Genomic DNA, 16,162 nt, shown 5'->3' with positions numbered 1-16,162 from the left:
CGCCGGGCGGGTGCGGCTCGGGAGGGTCTTCCGCCGTCCCTGTGCCGACCGGCGTGTCCCGCGCTCCGCGGGTCGTCATGCGCCGGGGTTGACCGCCCGGTAGGCCGTGATCGGGCTGCCGAGCTTGGTGAACCGCCCGGTCACCGCCACCTCGGTGAGGCCGGCTCCGCGCAGCAGGTCGGCGATGCCCTCCTCCCACTGCCCCCGCAGACGCGTATCCGCCTGCGCCCGCCGCAGCAGCACGGAGGCGTGCGACCGGCGCGGGCCGCCGAAGTCGAGCAGGTGCAGTTCGCCACCGGGTCGCAGCACCCGGTGCACCTCCGCGATGGCGCGTGCCTTCTGCCCGTCCGGCACGTGGTGGAGCATCAGCGAGGACAGCACCCGGTCGACGCTGCCGTCGGCGTAGGGCAGTTCGGCCGCGGAACCGACGTCCCACCGGACCGGCAGCCGCCGGCGGCGCGACTTGCGGGTGGCGATGGCCAGCGCCGGCAGGTCGGGGTCGATACCGGTCACCGTGGCCTCCGGGCACCGGGCCTTCACCAGCAGGGCGAGGTTGCCGGTTCCGCAGCCGATCTCCAGCACCCGGTGCCCGGGGCGGACGGCGGCGGTCTCCGCCAGGTGCTCGTGCAGCCGGCGGACGCCGAGCAGACGGGTGAACGGGTCGTAGAGCGGCAGCAGCCATTCCCTGCCCATCGGCGGCAGGTGACCGTGCTGCTCCTCGGCGAGGTCGGTGCTCATGGCGTCGTCTCTCCCTTGACCGATGGCCGGGATCGGACGATCGTCGGCCGGGTACGTCCACTGTTCGCCCTCGTCAGAGCCGCGACCAGGGGCGATCCTCGGGCGCAGGAGGACTTTCCGTGGCTGCCGCGCCGGGCTGGGGACGCAGCGTTCCCACGGGCCGTCGGGTGGCCGGCGCGCCCGTCTTCGGCTACCCGCGCGTGCCGGGGACGCCGCCGATCGCCGTGGCACGGCTCAGCGCGGACGACCACCCCGAAGGCGCCCCACGCTTCCAGGCGCACGCGCACGACTTCGTCGTCGTCGCCTACTTCGACCGTGGCGGCGGCACGCTGCGCGTCGACGATCGCGCGTGGACGGTGCGCGCCGGCGACGTCTTCGTCATCGCGCCCCACGAGGTCGTGGGCCCGGAGTGGACCGGCGACGTGGCCGGGGCGTCGGCGTGGACGGTGTTCTTCCCGGTGGACGCCGTGGACGCACGGGCCGGCGCCGGGATCTCGTGGCGTGCCCATCCGCTGCTGTTCCCGTTCGTCGGTACCGGCGCGGGCGGTCCGCAGCGGCTGCACGTGCCCGAGGTCGACCGGCCCACCTGGACCCGGCGGTTCGCCGAGCTGGCCGAGGAGCTGGCCGGCGCCCGCGACGGCTATGCCGAGGCCGCCCAGGCGCTGCTCACGCTGCTGCTCGTCGACCTCGCCCGGCTCGCCGCGGACGTCTCCCGGCACCTGCGCCTCGCCGACGAGCCGCTGCTGGCCGCCGTCTTCGACGTGATCGAGCGGCGCTTCGCCGAGCCGATCTCGCTGCGCGACGTCGCCGACGCCGTCGGTCTCACACCGGGGCACCTGACCACCGTCGTCCGCCGCCGGACCGGCCGGACGGTGCAGCAGTGGCTGACCGAGCGGCGGATGGCCGAGGCGCGGCGGCTGCTCGCCGACCCCAGGCTGACCGTCGCGGCCGTCGCCACCCGGGTGGGCTATGCCGACCCTGGCTACTTCATCCGCCGGTTCCGCACCGCGCACGGTGTGCCGCCGGCTGCCTGGCGCCGCGTGGAGAAAGGCGCGATCCCCTTGTCGACATGGGGCTAGCGCATTTCGCATTGAGTCCTGGAAAAAGGTTCTCAAGCATTCACCCGATCGGGTCGATTCCTTTCCAGTCGCATTCACGAGGAATGCGCGAACGGACGCGAGGAGTCGATTTCGGTGCGGCTGCCGGTCGAGAACGGAACGGGACGACGCACGCTCCTGCGCTGGGCGACCCGCGTCACCGGGGTGGCCGTGGCGACCCTGGTCGGCCTCGGGATCGCGCCCGGCGTGGCCGCGGCCCGCCCGCAGGACCCCTCCGACAGCGAGCTGCGCCAGGCCCGGACGGCCGCCGACGCCGCCGCCGCGGAGGTCGGCCGGATCTCCGCGCAGATCGCCTCCGCGCAGGCCCAGGTCGAGGCCGCGCACGCGCAGGCCAACATCGCGCTCGACACGTTCCTGGCCAAGCAGGCCGAGTACGAGGCGGCCCAGACCGCCGCCGCGGCCGCCGACGCCGCCGCCCGGCAGGCGCAGGCCGACCTGGCCGGCGCGCGCTCCGACGTCGCCACCTTCGCCCGCGACAGCTACATGTCGGGCAGCACGAGCTCGCGCCTGACCGGCCTGCTCTCCTCGGGCAGCCCGGCGCAGATGCTCGAGCGGGCCGCCCTGCTCGACGCCGCCGGTGACCACCGCGCCGACGTCCTGACCCGGGTCACCGTGGTCGAGCAGCAGGCCGAGCGGGCCCGGGGCGCGGCGCAGACCGCGCTCACCACCGCCGACACCCTGCAGCAGGATGCGTCGGAGGCCCTCGACGCGGCCACCGCGCTGGAGACCGACGCCCGCGAGCAGGCCGCCGCCGTCGAGACGCAGCGGGCCCAGCTGGAGGAGCAGCTCGACGCCGCCCAGGACACCCTGGCCGACCTGCAGGGTGAGCGCGCCGCCGCCGACGCGTACGACCGCGAGCAGGCCGCCGCCGCCGCGGAGGCCGTCGCCGACGAGCCGGAGCCCGCGCCCGCCCCTGCCCCCGCTCCCGCACCCGGGCCCGCTCCCGCCCCCGAGCCGGCGCCGTCCGGTGGCGACTCGGCCGGGCCGGCCCCGTCGTCGGCGGCGGAGGGCGCGATCGCCGCGGCGCAGCGCTGGCTCGGCACCCGCTACGCCTGGGGCGGCGGCTCGCTGTCCGGGCCCAGCATGGGATGGGGCATCGACGCCGGCGTCGTCGGCTTCGACTGCTCGGGGCTGACCCGCTACGCCTACTACCAGGCCGGGATCTCGATCCCGCGCACCAGCCGCGACCAGTACCGCAGCCTGCCCAAGGTGTCGCGGAGCAACCTGCAGCGCGGTGACCTCGTCTTCTGGGCCAGCAACACGGGCAATCCGTCGACGATCTACCACGTCGCGATCTGGCTGGGCGACGGCCGGATCCTGGAGGCCCCGGAGAGCGGCAAGACCGTCCGCATCGCCTCGATGCGCTGGTCCGGCTTCATCGGCGGCGCCCGCCCCGGCGCCTGACCCGCCCGGCACGCCGCCGTCCCCGTGCGGACGGCGGCGTGCCGCCGGCTGTCACGCCGGACGAGAGGCCCGCCACAGGCGCACCGCGGCACATCCCGACACCGCGAGGGTCCACAGCCACCAGCCGTACAGGCCGACGAACCACAGCGGGTACAGCGGGCTCACCCCGACCATCACCGCGACGACGCCGAGGGCGGCCGCGGTACCGATGACCGTCCCGCCCCAGCCGAGCCACCGGGGGAGCAGCCCGAGCCGGAGGGCCGCGATCGAGACGCCGAGGATCACCATCGCGACCGGCGTCATCTGCAGGACGGCGAGGAAGTGGGTGAACGCCGTCAGCCCGTACCAGCCGCGCAGGACCGCGTCGTCGACCTCCGCCAGGCTGGTGTCGATCAGCTCCGGCAGGAGCAGCGGCGTTCCCACCGCGGCGACGTCGAGCAGCTGGACGACGGCGAGCAGCAGGCCGGCGCCGGCCACCGTGCCGGCCAGCGCCGAGCCCGGCCGGACCGCGCGGATGCGCCCGGCCAGCGCCGCGGTGAACACCACGAGCGCCACCGCCACGAGCAGCCCGCCGGTGAGCCCGATGCGCAGCCCGACCTCGTCGCCCCCGACGAAGGCCCGGATCCGGTCAGCCGACGCCTGCCCGACCGGCGGCCCCTCGGGCACGGTCGCGACCAGCCCGAGCACGACCAGCACCAGCCCGGAGACGGCGGCAACCGCCGATCCACGGCGGTCGGTGGTCCCGCCAGGGACCGGGACGGCGGGACGCCGGGCGTCCGTCGTGGTGGTGGGGTGGGACATGGCTCCTCCTCTCGCTCGACCGCGGCACGGCGCCGCGGCGTGGTTGTCGAGGCTGGCGACGGAAATGCGCGCCGCCATGAGGCCGCCGTCCCGGTCGGACCGGGCGGTTCTCCCGACCCGGTCCGGGACGCGAGCCCCCTGACAGACCGACCGCGCGGATCGACACTGGGCCGGTGGACGCGCGGGCGGTCCGGCAGCGGGTGCCGGGCCGTCGCGTGCTCGCCGTCGTCCTGGCCGCAGCAGCGGTCGCCGTGCTCGTCGTGACGGCGCTCCTGGGGCAGGCCGACCTCCGGGGCGTGCGCGTCGACCCCTACTCGCCCGGCGACCTCGTCGTCGATGCGGGCGTGGTCGCCGGCGGCCTGCTGCTGGCGGTGAGCCGCCCGCGCAACGCGATCGGCTGGCTGCTGCTGGCCTTCGCCCTCGTGGGCGCGGCGCAGAACCTGGCGACGGTCTACGCCGCCTGGGCCTTCCTGCGCCCCGAGCTGCACCTGCCGCTGGGCCCGCTCGCGGCGTCGGCGGGCGGAGCGCTGTGGGTGCCCGGCCTCTACCTGCTCGTCCCCCTCCTGCTGCTCCTCTACCCGGACGGCCGGCTGCCCTCGCCGCGGTCGCGGTGGGTGTGCGTGGCCGGTGCGGCGGGCGCGCTGCTGGTCACCCTCGCGCTGGCGACCGCGTCCGGCTTCGACGACGTCAGCCCGGTCGGCCGGCCGGTGGTCGAGCTGCCGGTGCCGGCGGGGCTCGCGCTGGGCGTGGGGGGCGCCGTCCTGTTCCTGGGCTCGGTCCTCGCCGCGCTCACCGGCACCCTGGTGCGGACGGCGCGGGCGCGCGGCGCCGCCCGGGCGCAGCTGCTGTGGCTGCTGGTGGCGGTCAGCTGCGTGCTCGTGCTGGCCGTGACGGAGCCGCCCGGGTGGCTCTTCAGCGCCGGGCTGGCGCTCGTGCCGCTGGCCGTGGCGGTCGGCGTGCTGCGCTACCGGCTGCTCGGCGTCGAGGTCGTCGTCCGGGGGACGCTGCTCTACGGCGTCCTGACCGCCCTGGTGCTCGCCGTCTACGTGGGGACGACGGTCGCGGTCTCCGCGCTCGTGCCGACCGGCCCGCTGCCCGAGGTGGTCGGGGCCGCGCTGGTCGCGGTGCTGCTGGTGCCGGCCCGCAACCGGCTGCAGCGCGGGGTCGACCGCCTGGTGCGCGGCCCGCGCCCGGACCCGCTCGCGGAGGGGCGGCAGCGCGGCGCCGAGGACGAGCGCGCCCGGCTCCGCCGCGATCTGCACGACGGGCTGGGGCCGTCGCTGTCGGGGGTGGTGCTCGGCCTCGACGCGGTGGCGGCCACCGTGCGGACCGACCCGGACGCCGCCGAGCGGGTCGTCGGGCGGCTGCGCGAGGAAGCCGAGCGGGCGGTCGACGAGGTACGCCGGATCATCGACGCCCTCCGCCCGTCGGCCCTCGACGGCCAGGCGCTGGTGCCCGCACTGCGCGCCCGGGCCGCCGGCGTCGCCGGCCGGCTGGCCGTCGACGTGGAGGCGCCCGAGCCGATGCCGGCGCTGCCGCCGGACGTCGAGGCGGCCGCCTACCGGATCGTCGACGAGGCGGTGAACAACGTCGTCCGGCACTCCGGCGCCGCGCACTGCCTGGTACGGGTGAGCGTCGGCCCCGACCTGGTGCTCGAGGTGCGCGACGACGGCTGCGGCCTGCCCGATCGCCCGCGCGACGGCGTGGGGCTGACCTCGATGCGCCAGCGCGCCGAGGAGCTCGGCGGCTCGTTCGCCGTGCGCTCGGGCGGGGACGGCGGCGCGGTCGTCGTGCGACTGCCAGTGGGGCATCCGTGACCCGGCCGGTGCGCGTCGTGCTGGCCGATGACCACCCGATGGTCCGCTTCGGCGTCGCCGCGGCGTTCGCGACCGCGCCGGAGGTGGAGCTCGTCGGCGAGGCGGCGAACGGGCGCGAGCTGCTCGCGGTGGTCGCTGCCACGACGCCGGACGTCGTCCTCACCGACCTGGCGATGCCCGACCTGGACGGCGCCGCGGCCACCCGGGCGCTGCTGGCGCGCGACCCCGGGCTCGGCGTCCTCGTGCTGACCATGCACGCCGACGACGAGTCGGTGGTGCGGGCGCTGCGGGCGGGGGCGCGCGGCTACCTGCTCAAGGGCGCCGGCCGCGACGAGCTGGTGCGCGCCGTGCTGGCCGTGGCCGCGGGGGAGGCGCTCTACGACGCGAGCGTGGCCCGGCGGATCGTCGAGTTCTGGACCGGCGGGCGGCCCGAGCCGGCCGTGTTCCCCGAGCTCACCCGGCGGGAGCGGGAGGTGCTGGAGCTGCTGGCGGCGGGGGAGCGGAACTCGGCGATCGCCCGGCAGCTCGGCATGACCGACAAGACGGTGCGCAACCACGTCTCGGCGATCCTCACCAAGCTGCAGCTGCCGGACCGGACAGCGGCGGCGCTGCGGGCCCGGGAGGCGGGGCTCGGGCGCTGACGGCGCGTCGTTGCCCGGGACGGGGGTACGGGGTTCCATGCTGCGACGGGGGTGGTCATGGGGCGGCATCGGCGGCGGGCGCGCCACCTCGGTCCGGTCCTGCTCGCCCTGCTGGTGGTCGTCATCGGCGCCGTCCTCCTGACCGCGGAGACGCTGGGCGAGCCGCGCGGCGCCTCGTCCGAGACCTCCGCGAGCCCGTCGCCGGCCGAGGCGTCGCCGATCGAGGCATCGCCGACCGGGGCCGCGGTCGCACCGTCGCCGTACGAGGGCGTCGGCACCTGGCTGTCCCGGTACCGGTTCACCCGCGAGTTCGGCGGTCCGGCGCCGCCGGTCGCGCCGGCCGACGTCGACGCCATGGCCGACGCCGGTGTGCGCACGCTCTACCTGCAGCCGGCCGCCGACGATCCGCGGTTCCCCGGGCTGCTCAGCAGCGATCTGCTGGGGGAGTTCCTGGTCCGCGCGCACGCGCGCGGGATGCAGGTGGTCGCCTGGTACCTGCCGCACTTCACCGACGTGGACGGCGACCTGCGGCGGCTGCAGGAGATGCTGGACTTCCGCGCCTCGGGCGAGGGCTTCGACGCGGTGGCGGTCGACATCGAGTTCACCGAGGACACCGAACTCGGCCCGCGCAAGGCGGCGCTGGTGGAGCTCTCGCGGCGGCTGCGGGAGGCCGCGCCGGACGTCGTCCTCGGTGCGATCGTGCTGCCGCCGGTGGTGACCGACCTGCTCAACCCCGGCTACTGGCCGGACTTCCCGTGGGCGGAGATCAGCGACGTCTACGACGTGTGGCTGCCGATGGCGTACTGGTCGAACCGCACGGAGCCGGAGTGGTCCGACCCCTACCGCTACGTGAGCGAGAACGTGGCCCGGCTGCGCGCGCACCTGGGCGACGAGTGCGCGGTCGTGTCGGTCGTCGGCGGCTTCGACGCCGCCGAGACCGCCGCCGACTACGCGGAGATGGCGCGGGCGGCCGGCGAGCGGGGCGCGGTGGGCGTGTCGATCTACGACTGGCCGACGACGCCGGCGGAGGCGTGGCCCGCTGTGACCGGGTACGCCGGAGGGAGTTGCTGACACACCGGTGCGCGCCGTCGCGTGCCGTGGCGCGCTTGGCGACCCGCCGGGCCCTGACGGACGGTGGCAGGGCCGGGGGAGTCGACGAGGGGGAGCCGGATGACGGTGCAGCAGCGGCCGGGCAGCAAGCGGACGGCCGTGCGGTCGCGCATCTCGGGGGTCACGGCGTTCTTCGGCAGCATGGTGCTGCTCAACATCGCGATCTACACGGCCGTCGTGCTGGCCCGGTAGGGGCTACCGCGCGGCGAGCGCGCGCTCGGCGCGCAGGGCCTCGAACACCCGCTTGCGGAGCACGTCGCCGTCCCGCTCGGCGACGTCCTGGAACTGCACGGCCATCAGCCACTTCGGCCCCCGCGCGGTCACCCAGACGATGTCGCCGTGCAGGTCGACGAAGGTGTTCTCGAGGGAGATCGTGAACGCGACGCGGGTGCCGGCCTGAGGCGGGAGGCCCCAGCCGTCCATCAGCGCGCGCATGCCGGCCTCGCTGAGGTCCACGGTGCTGCCGGTGAGCTGCGAGTCCAACCACGGCATCACCACCGGCAGCTCGAGGCGGGCGCGGACGGCCTTGCGGCGCTGGCTGCGCTCGGCGGGGCCGGTGGGGGCGAGGTGCCACCGGGGCTCCTCGCCGTCCTCGACCTCGACCATCTTGGCCGGCAGGGTTCGCTCCTCGTTGCCGGCGACCCAGAAGACCTCGACCGGGTCGCCGGTGCTGACCGACGTCTGCCACGCCGCGTGCTCGCCGGCCGGCCGGACCACCAGGCCGAACTCGTTGGAGACGTCCACCACCGCGGTGACGGTGATGCCGCGGGTGACCAGGGTGACGTCGGCCTGCGACGTCTCCACCGGCCGGTTGGCGTCGTGCTCGCTCATCGCTTCTTCTCCGCTGCTTCGCTGTCGATGAACATCGTTGTTCTCACTACAGCCAGCCAACGGCAGAATGCGGTGCACAACTTTCTGGGGTCGGATCGTCGCGTCACCCGTCCGGGTGGGAGGCCCGCGTCACAAGGTGTCGGATCACTCGCCGCGAAGGGCCTGCAGCGCCCGCTCGGTGCGGCTGCGCACCTCGTCGGTGGTGAGGCCGTCGACCGAGGCGATGAACGACACGAAGACGTCGACGTCGCGGTCGGGTGCGGCGAAGTCGAAGACGCTGCGCGACGACGGGAACACCTCGCGGGTCAGCCGCAGCGTGTCCCGGGTGAGCGCCTCGCTGTCGTCGTCCGCGATGGCCGAGAGCAGGCCGAACCAGGCCCCGAGCCGCCAGGTCAGCGCCTTGGCGAAGACGATGTTGAACGGGACGCCGATGATCGGGATCGAGCCGACCACCTTGTCCCAGAGGAGGTCCTGCGCCAGGAAGCCGAGGTTGGGCTTGAGGTAGGCCTTGACCGCCTCGGCGGTGATCTCGCCCTTGCCGTAGATGCCGCGGATCTCGTTCCAGAGCTGGGCGTAGAAGGGGACGGCGGCCGCGTCGACGAGCAGGTTGGCGGCGAAGCCGAAGAACCCGCTGGCGCCCTGCGCGATGAGGTTGCCCGTCGCCAGGCTGCCCGTCCGGTCGTAGACCTGCTGCGCGCGTGCCCGCTTGGCCGCCTCGACGTCCGTCTCCGTCACGGTGTGATCCCAGCACGGGGAACGCCTCCCGGTCACCTTGACAGCGTCCGTGACCCAGGCCACAGTCCCGTGCCTCATGTCGGCAACGTGTCGCACCGGGAGAACACATGGGCGAGATGACGCAGGAAGTCCGGGCGCGGCAGGAAGGCCGCCTGGCCGACCCGGACGTCGAGCTGCGCACCGATCCCCGGCTGCACCCCGGCCTGCGGGCCGCGCTGGCCGCGTTCGGCCTGGACGGGCACGCCGCCGCGCCGCCGTTCGACCGCACCGCCTCGGCCGAGGAGATCGCGGAGTTCGTGGGCCAGTCGCACGCCGGCTTCGAAGGGCTGTACGCCGCCTTGCCGAGCGACTGGCCCGAGGAGGTGCGCGCCGACGTGGACTATCGGCAGGAGACGGTGCGCGGGGTCGACGGCAACGACATCCCGCTGCACGTGTTCCGCCCGGCCGGCGTCGAGGGGCCGCTGCCGTGCCTGATCTACATCCACGGCGGCGGCATGACGATCCTCGAGGCGCACAACGCGGTGCACCGGCGCTGGAGCGAGGACCTCGCCGCCTCCGGCATGGTCGTCGTCACCGTCGGCTTCCGGAACGCGTGGACCGCCGACGGCCCCAATCCCTTCCCGGCCGGCCTGGACGACTGCAGCACCGCGCTGGACTGGGTGCACGAGCACCGCGACGAGCTCGGCATCACCCGGATCGTGCTGCAGGGCGAGTCGGGCGGGGCGAACCTCGTGCTCGCCACCACCCTGAAGGCCAAGCGCGAGGGGCGGCTGGACCGCATCGACGGCGTCTACGCGATGGTGCCGTACATCAGCGGCGGCTACGGCTGGAGCCGGGAGCGCAAGCTGCGCGAGCTGCCGTCGATGGTCGAGAACGACGGGCACTACATCAACTGCCAGATGATGGACATGCTCGTCGCGGTCTACGACCCGACCGGCGAGAACGCGGAGAACCCACTCTGCTGGCCGTACTTCGCCACCGAGGCCGACGTCGAGGGGCTGCCGCCGCACGTCATCTCGGTCAACGAGCTCGACCCGCTGCGCGACGAGGGCATCGCCTACTTCCGGCTGCTGCAGCGCGCCGGCGTGCCGGTGGTGGGGCGGGTCAACCTGGGGCTCACGCACGCGGCGGACATGTCCTTCCGGGCCGCCGTGCCGGAGTCGTACAAGGCGGCCGTACGCGACATCCGGGGGTTCGCCGACACCCTCTGAGGCGCGGGTCGTCGTCTCCGCCGAGATGCGCCGCAGGGGCGGAACCCCGGCCGGGATCCGCCCCTCAGACGCATCTCGGTGCGGCGGTCGCCTGATCGGGTGGACCTCGCGTTCGGTTGTCCACAGATCGTGAGCGCGGCCGCCCGCGGACCGGCCGGTCCTCTTACAGTCCGCGGGTGCCGACTGCGCTGGACGTCGTGGACGGCGAGGTCCGTGAGCTGATCCGCCGTCGCGGCCTGGACCCGTTCACCGACCCCGCACCGGTGCGCGTGCTGGTGCGCGACGTGGTCGCCGACTACTCGGAGCGGTCGCTGACCTCGGCACTGCCGCCGATCGCCGACCCCGAGTCCGTCGTCCGCGACGTGCTGGACCGGGTGGCCGGGTTCGGCCCGCTGCAGCGCTACCTCGACGACCCGGAGATCGAGGAGATCTGGGTCAACGAGCCCGGCCGGGTGTTCGTCGCCCGCCGTGGCCGGTCGGAGCTGACGACGACGATCCTCGAGCCCGGTGAGCTGGCCGACCTGGTCGAGCGGATGCTGCGCACCTCGGGCCGGCGGATCGACATGTCCACGCCGTTCGTCGACGCGATGATGCCCGACGGCTCGCGGCTGCACGTCGTCATCCCCGATATCACCCGCCGGCACATGGCGGTCAACATCCGCAAGTTCGTGCTGCAGGCGCACAGCCTCGACGAGCTCGTGTCCCTCGGCACGCTGACCCCCCAGGCGGCGCGGTTCCTCGAGGCGGCGGTCGCGTCGGGGCTCAACGTCCTCGTCTCCGGCGGCACGCAGGCCGGCAAGACGACGATGCTCAACTGCCTCTGCGCGGCCATCCCGGCGCGCGAGCGGGTCATCACCTGCGAGGAGGTCTTCGAGCTCCGCGTTCCGCTTCCGGACGTCGTCGCCATGCAGACCCGGCAGCCGAACCTGGAGGGCGCCGGCGAGATCCCGCTGCGCCGCCTGGTCAAGGAAGCGCTGCGGATGCGGCCCTCGCGGATCGTCGTCGGCGAGGTCCGCCAGGAGGAGTGCCTCGACCTCCTGATCGCCCTGAACTCGGGCCTGCCCGGCATGTGCACGCTGCACGCCAACAGCGCCCGCGAGGCGATCGTGAAGATGTGCACCCTGCCGCTGCTGGCGGGGGAGAACATCGGCACCGCGTTCGTCGTCCCCACGGTCGCGGCCAGCGTCGATCTCGTCGTGCACGTCGGCACCGACGCCGACGGACGGCGGCGGCTGCGGGAGATCGTCGCGCTGCCCGGCCGCGCCGAGGGCGGGGTGATCGAAGCCGCCGACGTCTTCACGACGCGTGAGGGCCGGCTGGTCCGCGCCGACGGCTACCCGCCGCACGCCGAGCGCTTCGCCGCGGCCGGGTTCGACCTGGCCGGGCTGCTCCGATGACCGGCGCCCTGCTCGGGCTGCTGCTCGGCGTCGGGCTGCTGCTGATCTGGCGCAGCGGGTCGCGGGCGCCGCGGCGGCGCACCGATCCCCGCCGTCCCGGCCGCCGGCAGCAGCTGCTCGCCGCCGCGGGGCTGACCGGGATCAACGCCGCGCAGTTGCTCGCCCTGCAGATCGGATTGGGCCTGCTCGCGCTGGTCGTCGTCCTGCTGACCACCGGGACCGTCACCGTCAGCCTGGTCTTCGGGGTGTTCGGTTTCGCGCTCCCGTACGCGCAGGTCCGCCGGCTGGCCGGCAAGCGCCGCGCCGACCTGCGCGAGGTGTGGCCGGAGGTGGTCGACAACCTCGCCTCCGCGGTCCGGGCCGGGCTCTCCCTGCCCGAGGGGCTCTCGGCCCTGGCCACCCGCGGGCCGGAGGTGCTGCGGCCGCCGTTCGAGCGGTTCGCCGCCGAGTACCGGTCGAGCGGGCGGTTCGGCCCGTGCCTGGACCACCTCAAGGACGACCTCGCCGACCCGGTGGGCGATCGCATCGTCGAGACGCTGCGGGTCGCGCGGGAGGTCGGCGGCACCGACTTGGGCCGGGTCCTCCGCACCCTCGCCACCTTCCTGCGGGAGGACGCCCGCGCCCGCGCCGAGCTGGAGACCCGGCAGGGCTGGGTCGTCTCGGCCGCGCGGCTCGCGGTCGCGGCGCCCTGGGTCGTGCTGCTCCTGCTGGCCACCCAGTCGACGACGCTGGCGGCCTACGACTCCCCGGTGGGGACGGCGCTGCTGGTCGGCGGCGGCGTGGTCTGCGTGGTGGCCTACCGGCTGATGCTGCGGATCGGGCGGCTGCCCGAGGACGTGCGGGTGCTGCAGTGACCGCCGGCCTGGTCGGGATGCTGCTCGGGCTCATGGCCGCGGTCGGCTTCGTCCTGGTGCTGACCTACGCGCCGCCGTTCCGGTCGGTGCGGTTGGTCGACCGGCTGGCCCCGTACGTGCACGACACGCCTCCGCCGTCCCGGCTGCTGGGCACCGCGACCGAGGCCGGGCTGCTCACCGCCGTCCGGCGGATCTTCGGACCGGTGATCGGGGACGGCGCGCGACTGGTCGACCGCGTGCTCGGCGGCCGGTCGGCGGTGCGCCGCCGGCTGGACGCGCTCGGCGGCGAGGCGACGGTCGAGGACTTCCGCATCGAGCAGGTGGTCTGGGGCGGACTGGGTCTGCTCGGCGCCGCCGTCCTGGCGGTCGTCGGCTCGGTGATGGCCGGCAGCCTCAACGTGCTCTCCGCCGGCCTGCTCTGCGTGGCCGGGCTGGTCGGCGGCGTGCTCGGCCGCGACTGGTGGCTGACCCAGCAGGTCCAGAAGCGCGAGCAGCTGCTGCTCGCCGAGTTCCCGGTGGTCGCCGAGCTGCTGGCGCTCGCGGTGACGGCGGGGGAGAGCCCGAGCGCGGCGATCGCGCGGGTGATCCGGCTGTCGGGCGGCGAGCTGGCGCGCGAGCTCGGGTCGGCGCTCGGCCGGGCGCGGGCCGGGGTGCCGCTGACCGAGGCGCTGCAGCAGGTGGCCGACCGCACGTCGCTGGAGCCGCTCGCCCGCTTCATCGACGGCCTGCTGGTCGCGATCGAGCGCGGCACGCCGCTCGCCGAGGTGCTGCGTGCGCAGGCGGCCGACGTCCGGGAGGCCGGCAAGCGGCGGCTGCTCGAGGCCGGCGGGCGGAAGGAGATCGCGATGATGGTCCCGGTCGTCTTCCTGATCCTGCCGGTGACCGTTCTCTTCGCCCTGTTCCCGGGGTTGATCAGCATCGTCTCGCTGGCGCAGTGAGCCCGCGGACGCCGACAGGAAGGACGACGACATGACGCGGGGGCTGTGGGCGGCGCTGGTCGCGCTGGCGGAGCGGGTGCGCGGAGAGGATCCGGAGCGGGGCGACGTCCCCGGCTGGGTCATGATCACGGTGATGACGGCGGCGCTCGTGCTGGCGATCCTCATCCCGTTCCGCGAGGCGATCGTCTCCGCGGTGCAGAACGCGCTGTCCTCCGTCACGAGCGGTGGCTAGGCGGCGCCTGGAGCGTCGGGACGACGGCGAGCGCGGCAGCGCCGTCGTCGACTTCGTGCTGGTCTCGGTGCTGATCCTGGCGCTGCTGCTCGCGGTGCTGCAGGTGGCGGTCTACGTGCACGTGCGCAACGTGGTGACGGCGAGCGCGCAGGAGGGCGCCCGGTACGCGGCCAACGCCGACGTCGACTCCGCGCTGGGCGCCGCGCGCACGGTCGAGGTGGTGGCCCGGGCGACGTCGGTGCAGACGGCCGAGGGGCTGGCGTGCATGTCGGCGGAGGAGGTCGACGCCACCGGGCTGAGGCTGGTGGTGGTGCGCTGCTCGGGGTCGGTGCCGACGTTGTTCGCCGCGCTGGGCAACCTGCTGCCGCTCGAGGTGGCCGGCCGCGCGGTCAAGGAGCAGCCGTGAGGAGGCTTCGCGACCGGCTGCGCGAGGAGCGCGGCTCGGCGCTGGTCGAGTTCGTGTTCATCGCGCTGGTGGTCTTCGTGCCGCTGGTCTACATCGTGGCCGGGTTCTCGGCGGTGCAGCGCGGGGTGTTCGCCTCGACCGAGGCGGCGCGGGAGGCAGGCCGGGCGATCGGCACCGCGCCGGACGTCGCGACCGGGCTGGCGCGGGCCGAGCGGGCCGCGGAGCTGGCGGTGGAGGACCAGTCGGTCGACGCCACCGACGTCGTGGTGGCCTACGCGCCGGCCGGGGCCGGATGTGGCGCGGCCGGCTCCTATGCGCCGGCGCTGACGCCGGGGGAGGAGTTCAGCGTCTGCGTCACGGTGACCGTGCGGATCCCGCTGCTGCCGGAGTTCATTGACGCCAACACCGCCACCGGCCAGTTCGTCGTCGAACGCGACCGCTACGTCGACGGCTGAGGACTGGTCGGATGGTGCAGCGGTACTCGTGCAATGGGCCCCGCTGCTGCAGCGAAGCTCCGGAGGGACGGGACGGGGTTCACCCGTCCCGTCCCTCCGGCGGCTCACCTGACGGTGTAGCCGGCGTCCACCGGGAGGGTCACGCCGGTGATGTACCGGGCCTCGTCGGAGACGAGGAACAGGATCGCGTTGGAGATGTCGACAGCCTCCACGTACGGGACCGGCAGCGGGTGCAGCGTCTCGAACAGCTCGGTGAACTTTTCCTTGGTCGGCTCGGGGTCGTCGGGCGTGAACAGCCCCCAGACCTTCGGGTTCTGGATCATGACCGTGTCGACGCCGGTGGGGTGCACGGTGTTGACCCGGATCGACTGCTTGCCGAACTCGTTGGCCAGCGTCCGCATGATGCCGATGACGCCGTGCTTGGCCGCCGTGTAGTGGATGGTGTTGGGCGTTCCCTTGAGCCCCGCGGTCGAACTGGTGATCACGATCGACCCGCCGCCGTTCTCGATCAGGTGCGGCAGCGCGACCTTGCAGGTGTTCCACACGCCGGTCAGGTTGATGTCGAGCATCTCCTGCCAGGCGTCGTCGGAGAGCTCCAGGGACGGCGCGAGCTCGAAGACGCCGGCGTTTGCCAGCACGATGTCCAGCCGTCCCAGCTGCGCGATCCCCTCGTCCAGCGCGGCCTTGAGCGCCCCGGTGTCGCGGACGTCGGCCTTGGTGGCGACGATCCGGCGGTCCAGCGCCTCGACCTGCCGGACGGTCTCCTCGAGGTCCTCCTCGGTCGCCGGCGGGTACATCTGGATCGACGGGACCGGCCCGGCGATGTCGACGGCGATGATGTCGGCCCCCTCCTGGGCCAACCGCAGCGCGTGGCTGCGGCCCTGGCTGCGGGCCGCGCCGGTGATGAAGGCGACCTTTCCCTCTACACGTCCTGCCATCGGTTCCTCCTCGACGAGTCCATGCATGGCGAGAGCAGGCCGCGTGGATACCGAGACCGCGCTCGGGCCGGTGCTTACTGAACGGGGCAGCCGTGCGTCAACCGGACGGCTCTCCGCGGTCGCCTGACCTGCGCCCATTCCGGTCCATTCCGTTCCGTTGACGGACAGCGATGCCACGCCCGCTGCCCGTTGACGATGACTCGCCGTGCTCGGTTGGGTGCATGGGTGCGCCGAGCACAGGCGCCGACGTCTCCGAACAGCCAGGGAGCGCGCATGCCGGTGTGGACGGTCCAGAACGCGGGTGGCGAGGACGAGCTCGTGGAAGCGGGCCTGCTGGTCACGGAGAGCGCAGCGCTCGTCGCGCTCTCGGAGGACGGCCTGATGATGCGGGCCTGGGCGCCCGGGCAGTGGCGCACCGTCCGGTACACCCACGGCAGCTCCCCGTCGGAGCGGATCAGCGGTACGGGGAGCGTCCTGGCGGGCGTACCCGGCCTCTGACCCTCACCGCCACCTTCGCCCGGCGGCTGACATCCGGT

19 protein-coding genes are annotated in these 16,162 nt (G+C 74.4%); 14 read left to right on the top strand and 5 right to left on the bottom strand.

Features of this window, described 5'->3' with window-relative positions; translation table 11 throughout:
• Nucleotides 1–75: 75 nt before the first annotated feature.
• Nucleotides 76–738, bottom strand: coding sequence for a class I SAM-dependent methyltransferase (locus tag ACWIYF_RS22980; protein WP_448625133.1), 663 nt, complete (start codon nucleotides 736–738; stop codon nucleotides 76–78).
• Between the two features lie 119 nt (nucleotides 739–857).
• Here ACWIYF_RS22980 and ACWIYF_RS22975 point away from each other — a divergent pair, with 119 nt between their 5' ends.
• Both ACWIYF_RS22975 and ACWIYF_RS22970 read left to right on the top strand, forming a co-directional pair.
• Entirely contained in the window at nucleotides 858–1,817 is a 960-nt protein-coding gene (locus tag ACWIYF_RS22975; RefSeq protein WP_448625132.1) for an AraC family transcriptional regulator, read from the top strand.
• A 114-nt stretch (nucleotides 1,818–1,931) separates the two neighbouring features.
• The gene (locus ACWIYF_RS22970; RefSeq protein WP_448625131.1) at nucleotides 1,932–3,260 is read left to right on the top strand and encodes an NlpC/P60 family protein; all 1,329 of its coding nucleotides are present in this window, start codon (nucleotides 1,932–1,934) and stop codon (nucleotides 3,258–3,260) included.
• 51 nt (nucleotides 3,261–3,311) lie between these two features.
• Here ACWIYF_RS22970 and ACWIYF_RS22965 read toward each other — a convergent pair whose 3' ends face one another.
• Nucleotides 3,312–4,061: a hypothetical protein gene (locus tag ACWIYF_RS22965; protein WP_448625130.1), complete on the bottom strand. Its 750-nt coding sequence runs from the start codon at nucleotides 4,059–4,061 to the stop codon at nucleotides 3,312–3,314.
• 173 nt (nucleotides 4,062–4,234) lie between these two features.
• On the opposite strand from ACWIYF_RS22965, the gene ACWIYF_RS22960 reads away from it, so the two are divergent.
• From ACWIYF_RS22960 to ACWIYF_RS22945, 4 genes are all read left to right on the top strand, one after another.
• Nucleotides 4,235–5,878, top strand: coding sequence for a histidine kinase (locus tag ACWIYF_RS22960; RefSeq protein ID WP_448625129.1), 1,644 nt, complete (start codon nucleotides 4,235–4,237; stop codon nucleotides 5,876–5,878).
• Nucleotides 5,875–6,519, top strand: a complete 645-nt coding sequence (locus tag ACWIYF_RS22955; RefSeq protein WP_448625128.1) for a response regulator — start codon at nucleotides 5,875–5,877, stop codon at nucleotides 6,517–6,519. The genes ACWIYF_RS22960 and ACWIYF_RS22955 overlap by 4 nt, the downstream gene beginning before the upstream one ends.
• 57 nt (nucleotides 6,520–6,576) lie before the next feature.
• Nucleotides 6,577–7,590 carry a hypothetical protein gene (locus ACWIYF_RS22950; RefSeq protein ID WP_448625127.1) on the top strand — a complete coding sequence of 338 codons (1,014 nt, stop codon included), beginning with the start codon at nucleotides 6,577–6,579 and terminating at the stop codon, nucleotides 7,588–7,590.
• Between the two features lie 99 nt (nucleotides 7,591–7,689).
• Nucleotides 7,690–7,821 carry a hypothetical protein gene (locus tag ACWIYF_RS22945; RefSeq protein ID WP_448625126.1) on the top strand — a complete coding sequence of 44 codons (132 nt, stop codon included), beginning with the start codon at nucleotides 7,690–7,692 and terminating at the stop codon, nucleotides 7,819–7,821.
• Nucleotides 7,822–7,824: 3 nt separating this feature from the next.
• Here ACWIYF_RS22945 and ACWIYF_RS22940 read toward each other — a convergent pair whose 3' ends face one another.
• Complete coding sequence (locus tag ACWIYF_RS22940) at nucleotides 7,825–8,460, bottom strand: PilZ domain-containing protein (RefSeq protein ID WP_448625125.1); 636 nt, start codon at nucleotides 8,458–8,460, stop codon at nucleotides 7,825–7,827.
• A 144-nt stretch (nucleotides 8,461–8,604) separates the two neighbouring features.
• A complete protein-coding gene (locus ACWIYF_RS22935) occupies nucleotides 8,605–9,195 on the bottom strand; it encodes a hypothetical protein (protein ID WP_448625124.1) in 591 nt (196 codons plus the stop codon).
• Nucleotides 9,196–9,302: 107 nt separating this feature from the next.
• Here ACWIYF_RS22935 and ACWIYF_RS22930 point away from each other — a divergent pair, with 107 nt between their 5' ends.
• From ACWIYF_RS22930 to ACWIYF_RS22900, 7 genes are all read left to right on the top strand, one after another.
• Nucleotides 9,303–10,406, top strand: a complete 1,104-nt coding sequence (locus tag ACWIYF_RS22930; RefSeq protein WP_448625123.1) for an alpha/beta hydrolase — start codon at nucleotides 9,303–9,305, stop codon at nucleotides 10,404–10,406.
• A gap of 176 nt (nucleotides 10,407–10,582) precedes the next feature.
• Nucleotides 10,583–11,803, top strand: coding sequence for a CpaF family protein (locus ACWIYF_RS22925; protein WP_448625122.1), 1,221 nt, complete (start codon nucleotides 10,583–10,585; stop codon nucleotides 11,801–11,803).
• Nucleotides 11,800–12,657: a type II secretion system F family protein gene (locus tag ACWIYF_RS22920; RefSeq protein WP_448625121.1), complete on the top strand. Its 858-nt coding sequence runs from the start codon at nucleotides 11,800–11,802 to the stop codon at nucleotides 12,655–12,657. Before ACWIYF_RS22925 ends, ACWIYF_RS22920 begins: the two co-directional genes overlap by 4 nt.
• Nucleotides 12,654–13,595 carry a type II secretion system F family protein gene (locus ACWIYF_RS22915; RefSeq protein WP_448625120.1) on the top strand — a complete coding sequence of 314 codons (942 nt, stop codon included), beginning with the start codon at nucleotides 12,654–12,656 and terminating at the stop codon, nucleotides 13,593–13,595. Before ACWIYF_RS22920 ends, ACWIYF_RS22915 begins: the two co-directional genes overlap by 4 nt.
• Nucleotides 13,596–13,626: 31 nt before the next feature.
• Nucleotides 13,627–13,827, top strand: a complete 201-nt coding sequence (locus tag ACWIYF_RS22910; protein ID WP_448625119.1) for a hypothetical protein — start codon at nucleotides 13,627–13,629, stop codon at nucleotides 13,825–13,827.
• Nucleotides 13,820–14,233: a TadE/TadG family type IV pilus assembly protein gene (locus tag ACWIYF_RS22905; protein ID WP_448625118.1), complete on the top strand. Its 414-nt coding sequence runs from the start codon at nucleotides 13,820–13,822 to the stop codon at nucleotides 14,231–14,233. The genes ACWIYF_RS22910 and ACWIYF_RS22905 overlap by 8 nt, the downstream gene beginning before the upstream one ends.
• Complete coding sequence (locus ACWIYF_RS22900) at nucleotides 14,230–14,688, top strand: hypothetical protein (RefSeq protein ID WP_448625117.1); 459 nt, start codon at nucleotides 14,230–14,232, stop codon at nucleotides 14,686–14,688. The genes ACWIYF_RS22905 and ACWIYF_RS22900 overlap by 4 nt, the downstream gene beginning before the upstream one ends.
• Before the next feature lie 104 nt (nucleotides 14,689–14,792).
• On the opposite strand, the gene ACWIYF_RS22895 is transcribed toward ACWIYF_RS22900, so the two are convergent.
• Nucleotides 14,793–15,626 carry a mycofactocin-coupled SDR family oxidoreductase gene (locus ACWIYF_RS22895; RefSeq protein WP_448625116.1) on the bottom strand — a complete coding sequence of 278 codons (834 nt, stop codon included), beginning with the start codon at nucleotides 15,624–15,626 and terminating at the stop codon, nucleotides 14,793–14,795.
• Nucleotides 15,627–15,899: 273 nt separating this feature from the next.
• Here ACWIYF_RS22895 and ACWIYF_RS22890 point away from each other — a divergent pair, with 273 nt between their 5' ends.
• On the top strand, nucleotides 15,900–16,124 hold the full coding sequence (locus ACWIYF_RS22890; protein WP_448625115.1) for a hypothetical protein: 225 nt from the start codon (nucleotides 15,900–15,902) through the stop codon (nucleotides 16,122–16,124).
• Nucleotides 16,125–16,162: the final 38 nt, after the last annotated feature.

The organism is Geodermatophilus sp. URMC 64 (genome assembly GCF_053502555.1).
Note: the sequence above shows the minus strand (reverse complement) of the source record. Positions and strands in the feature narration are given on the sequence as shown.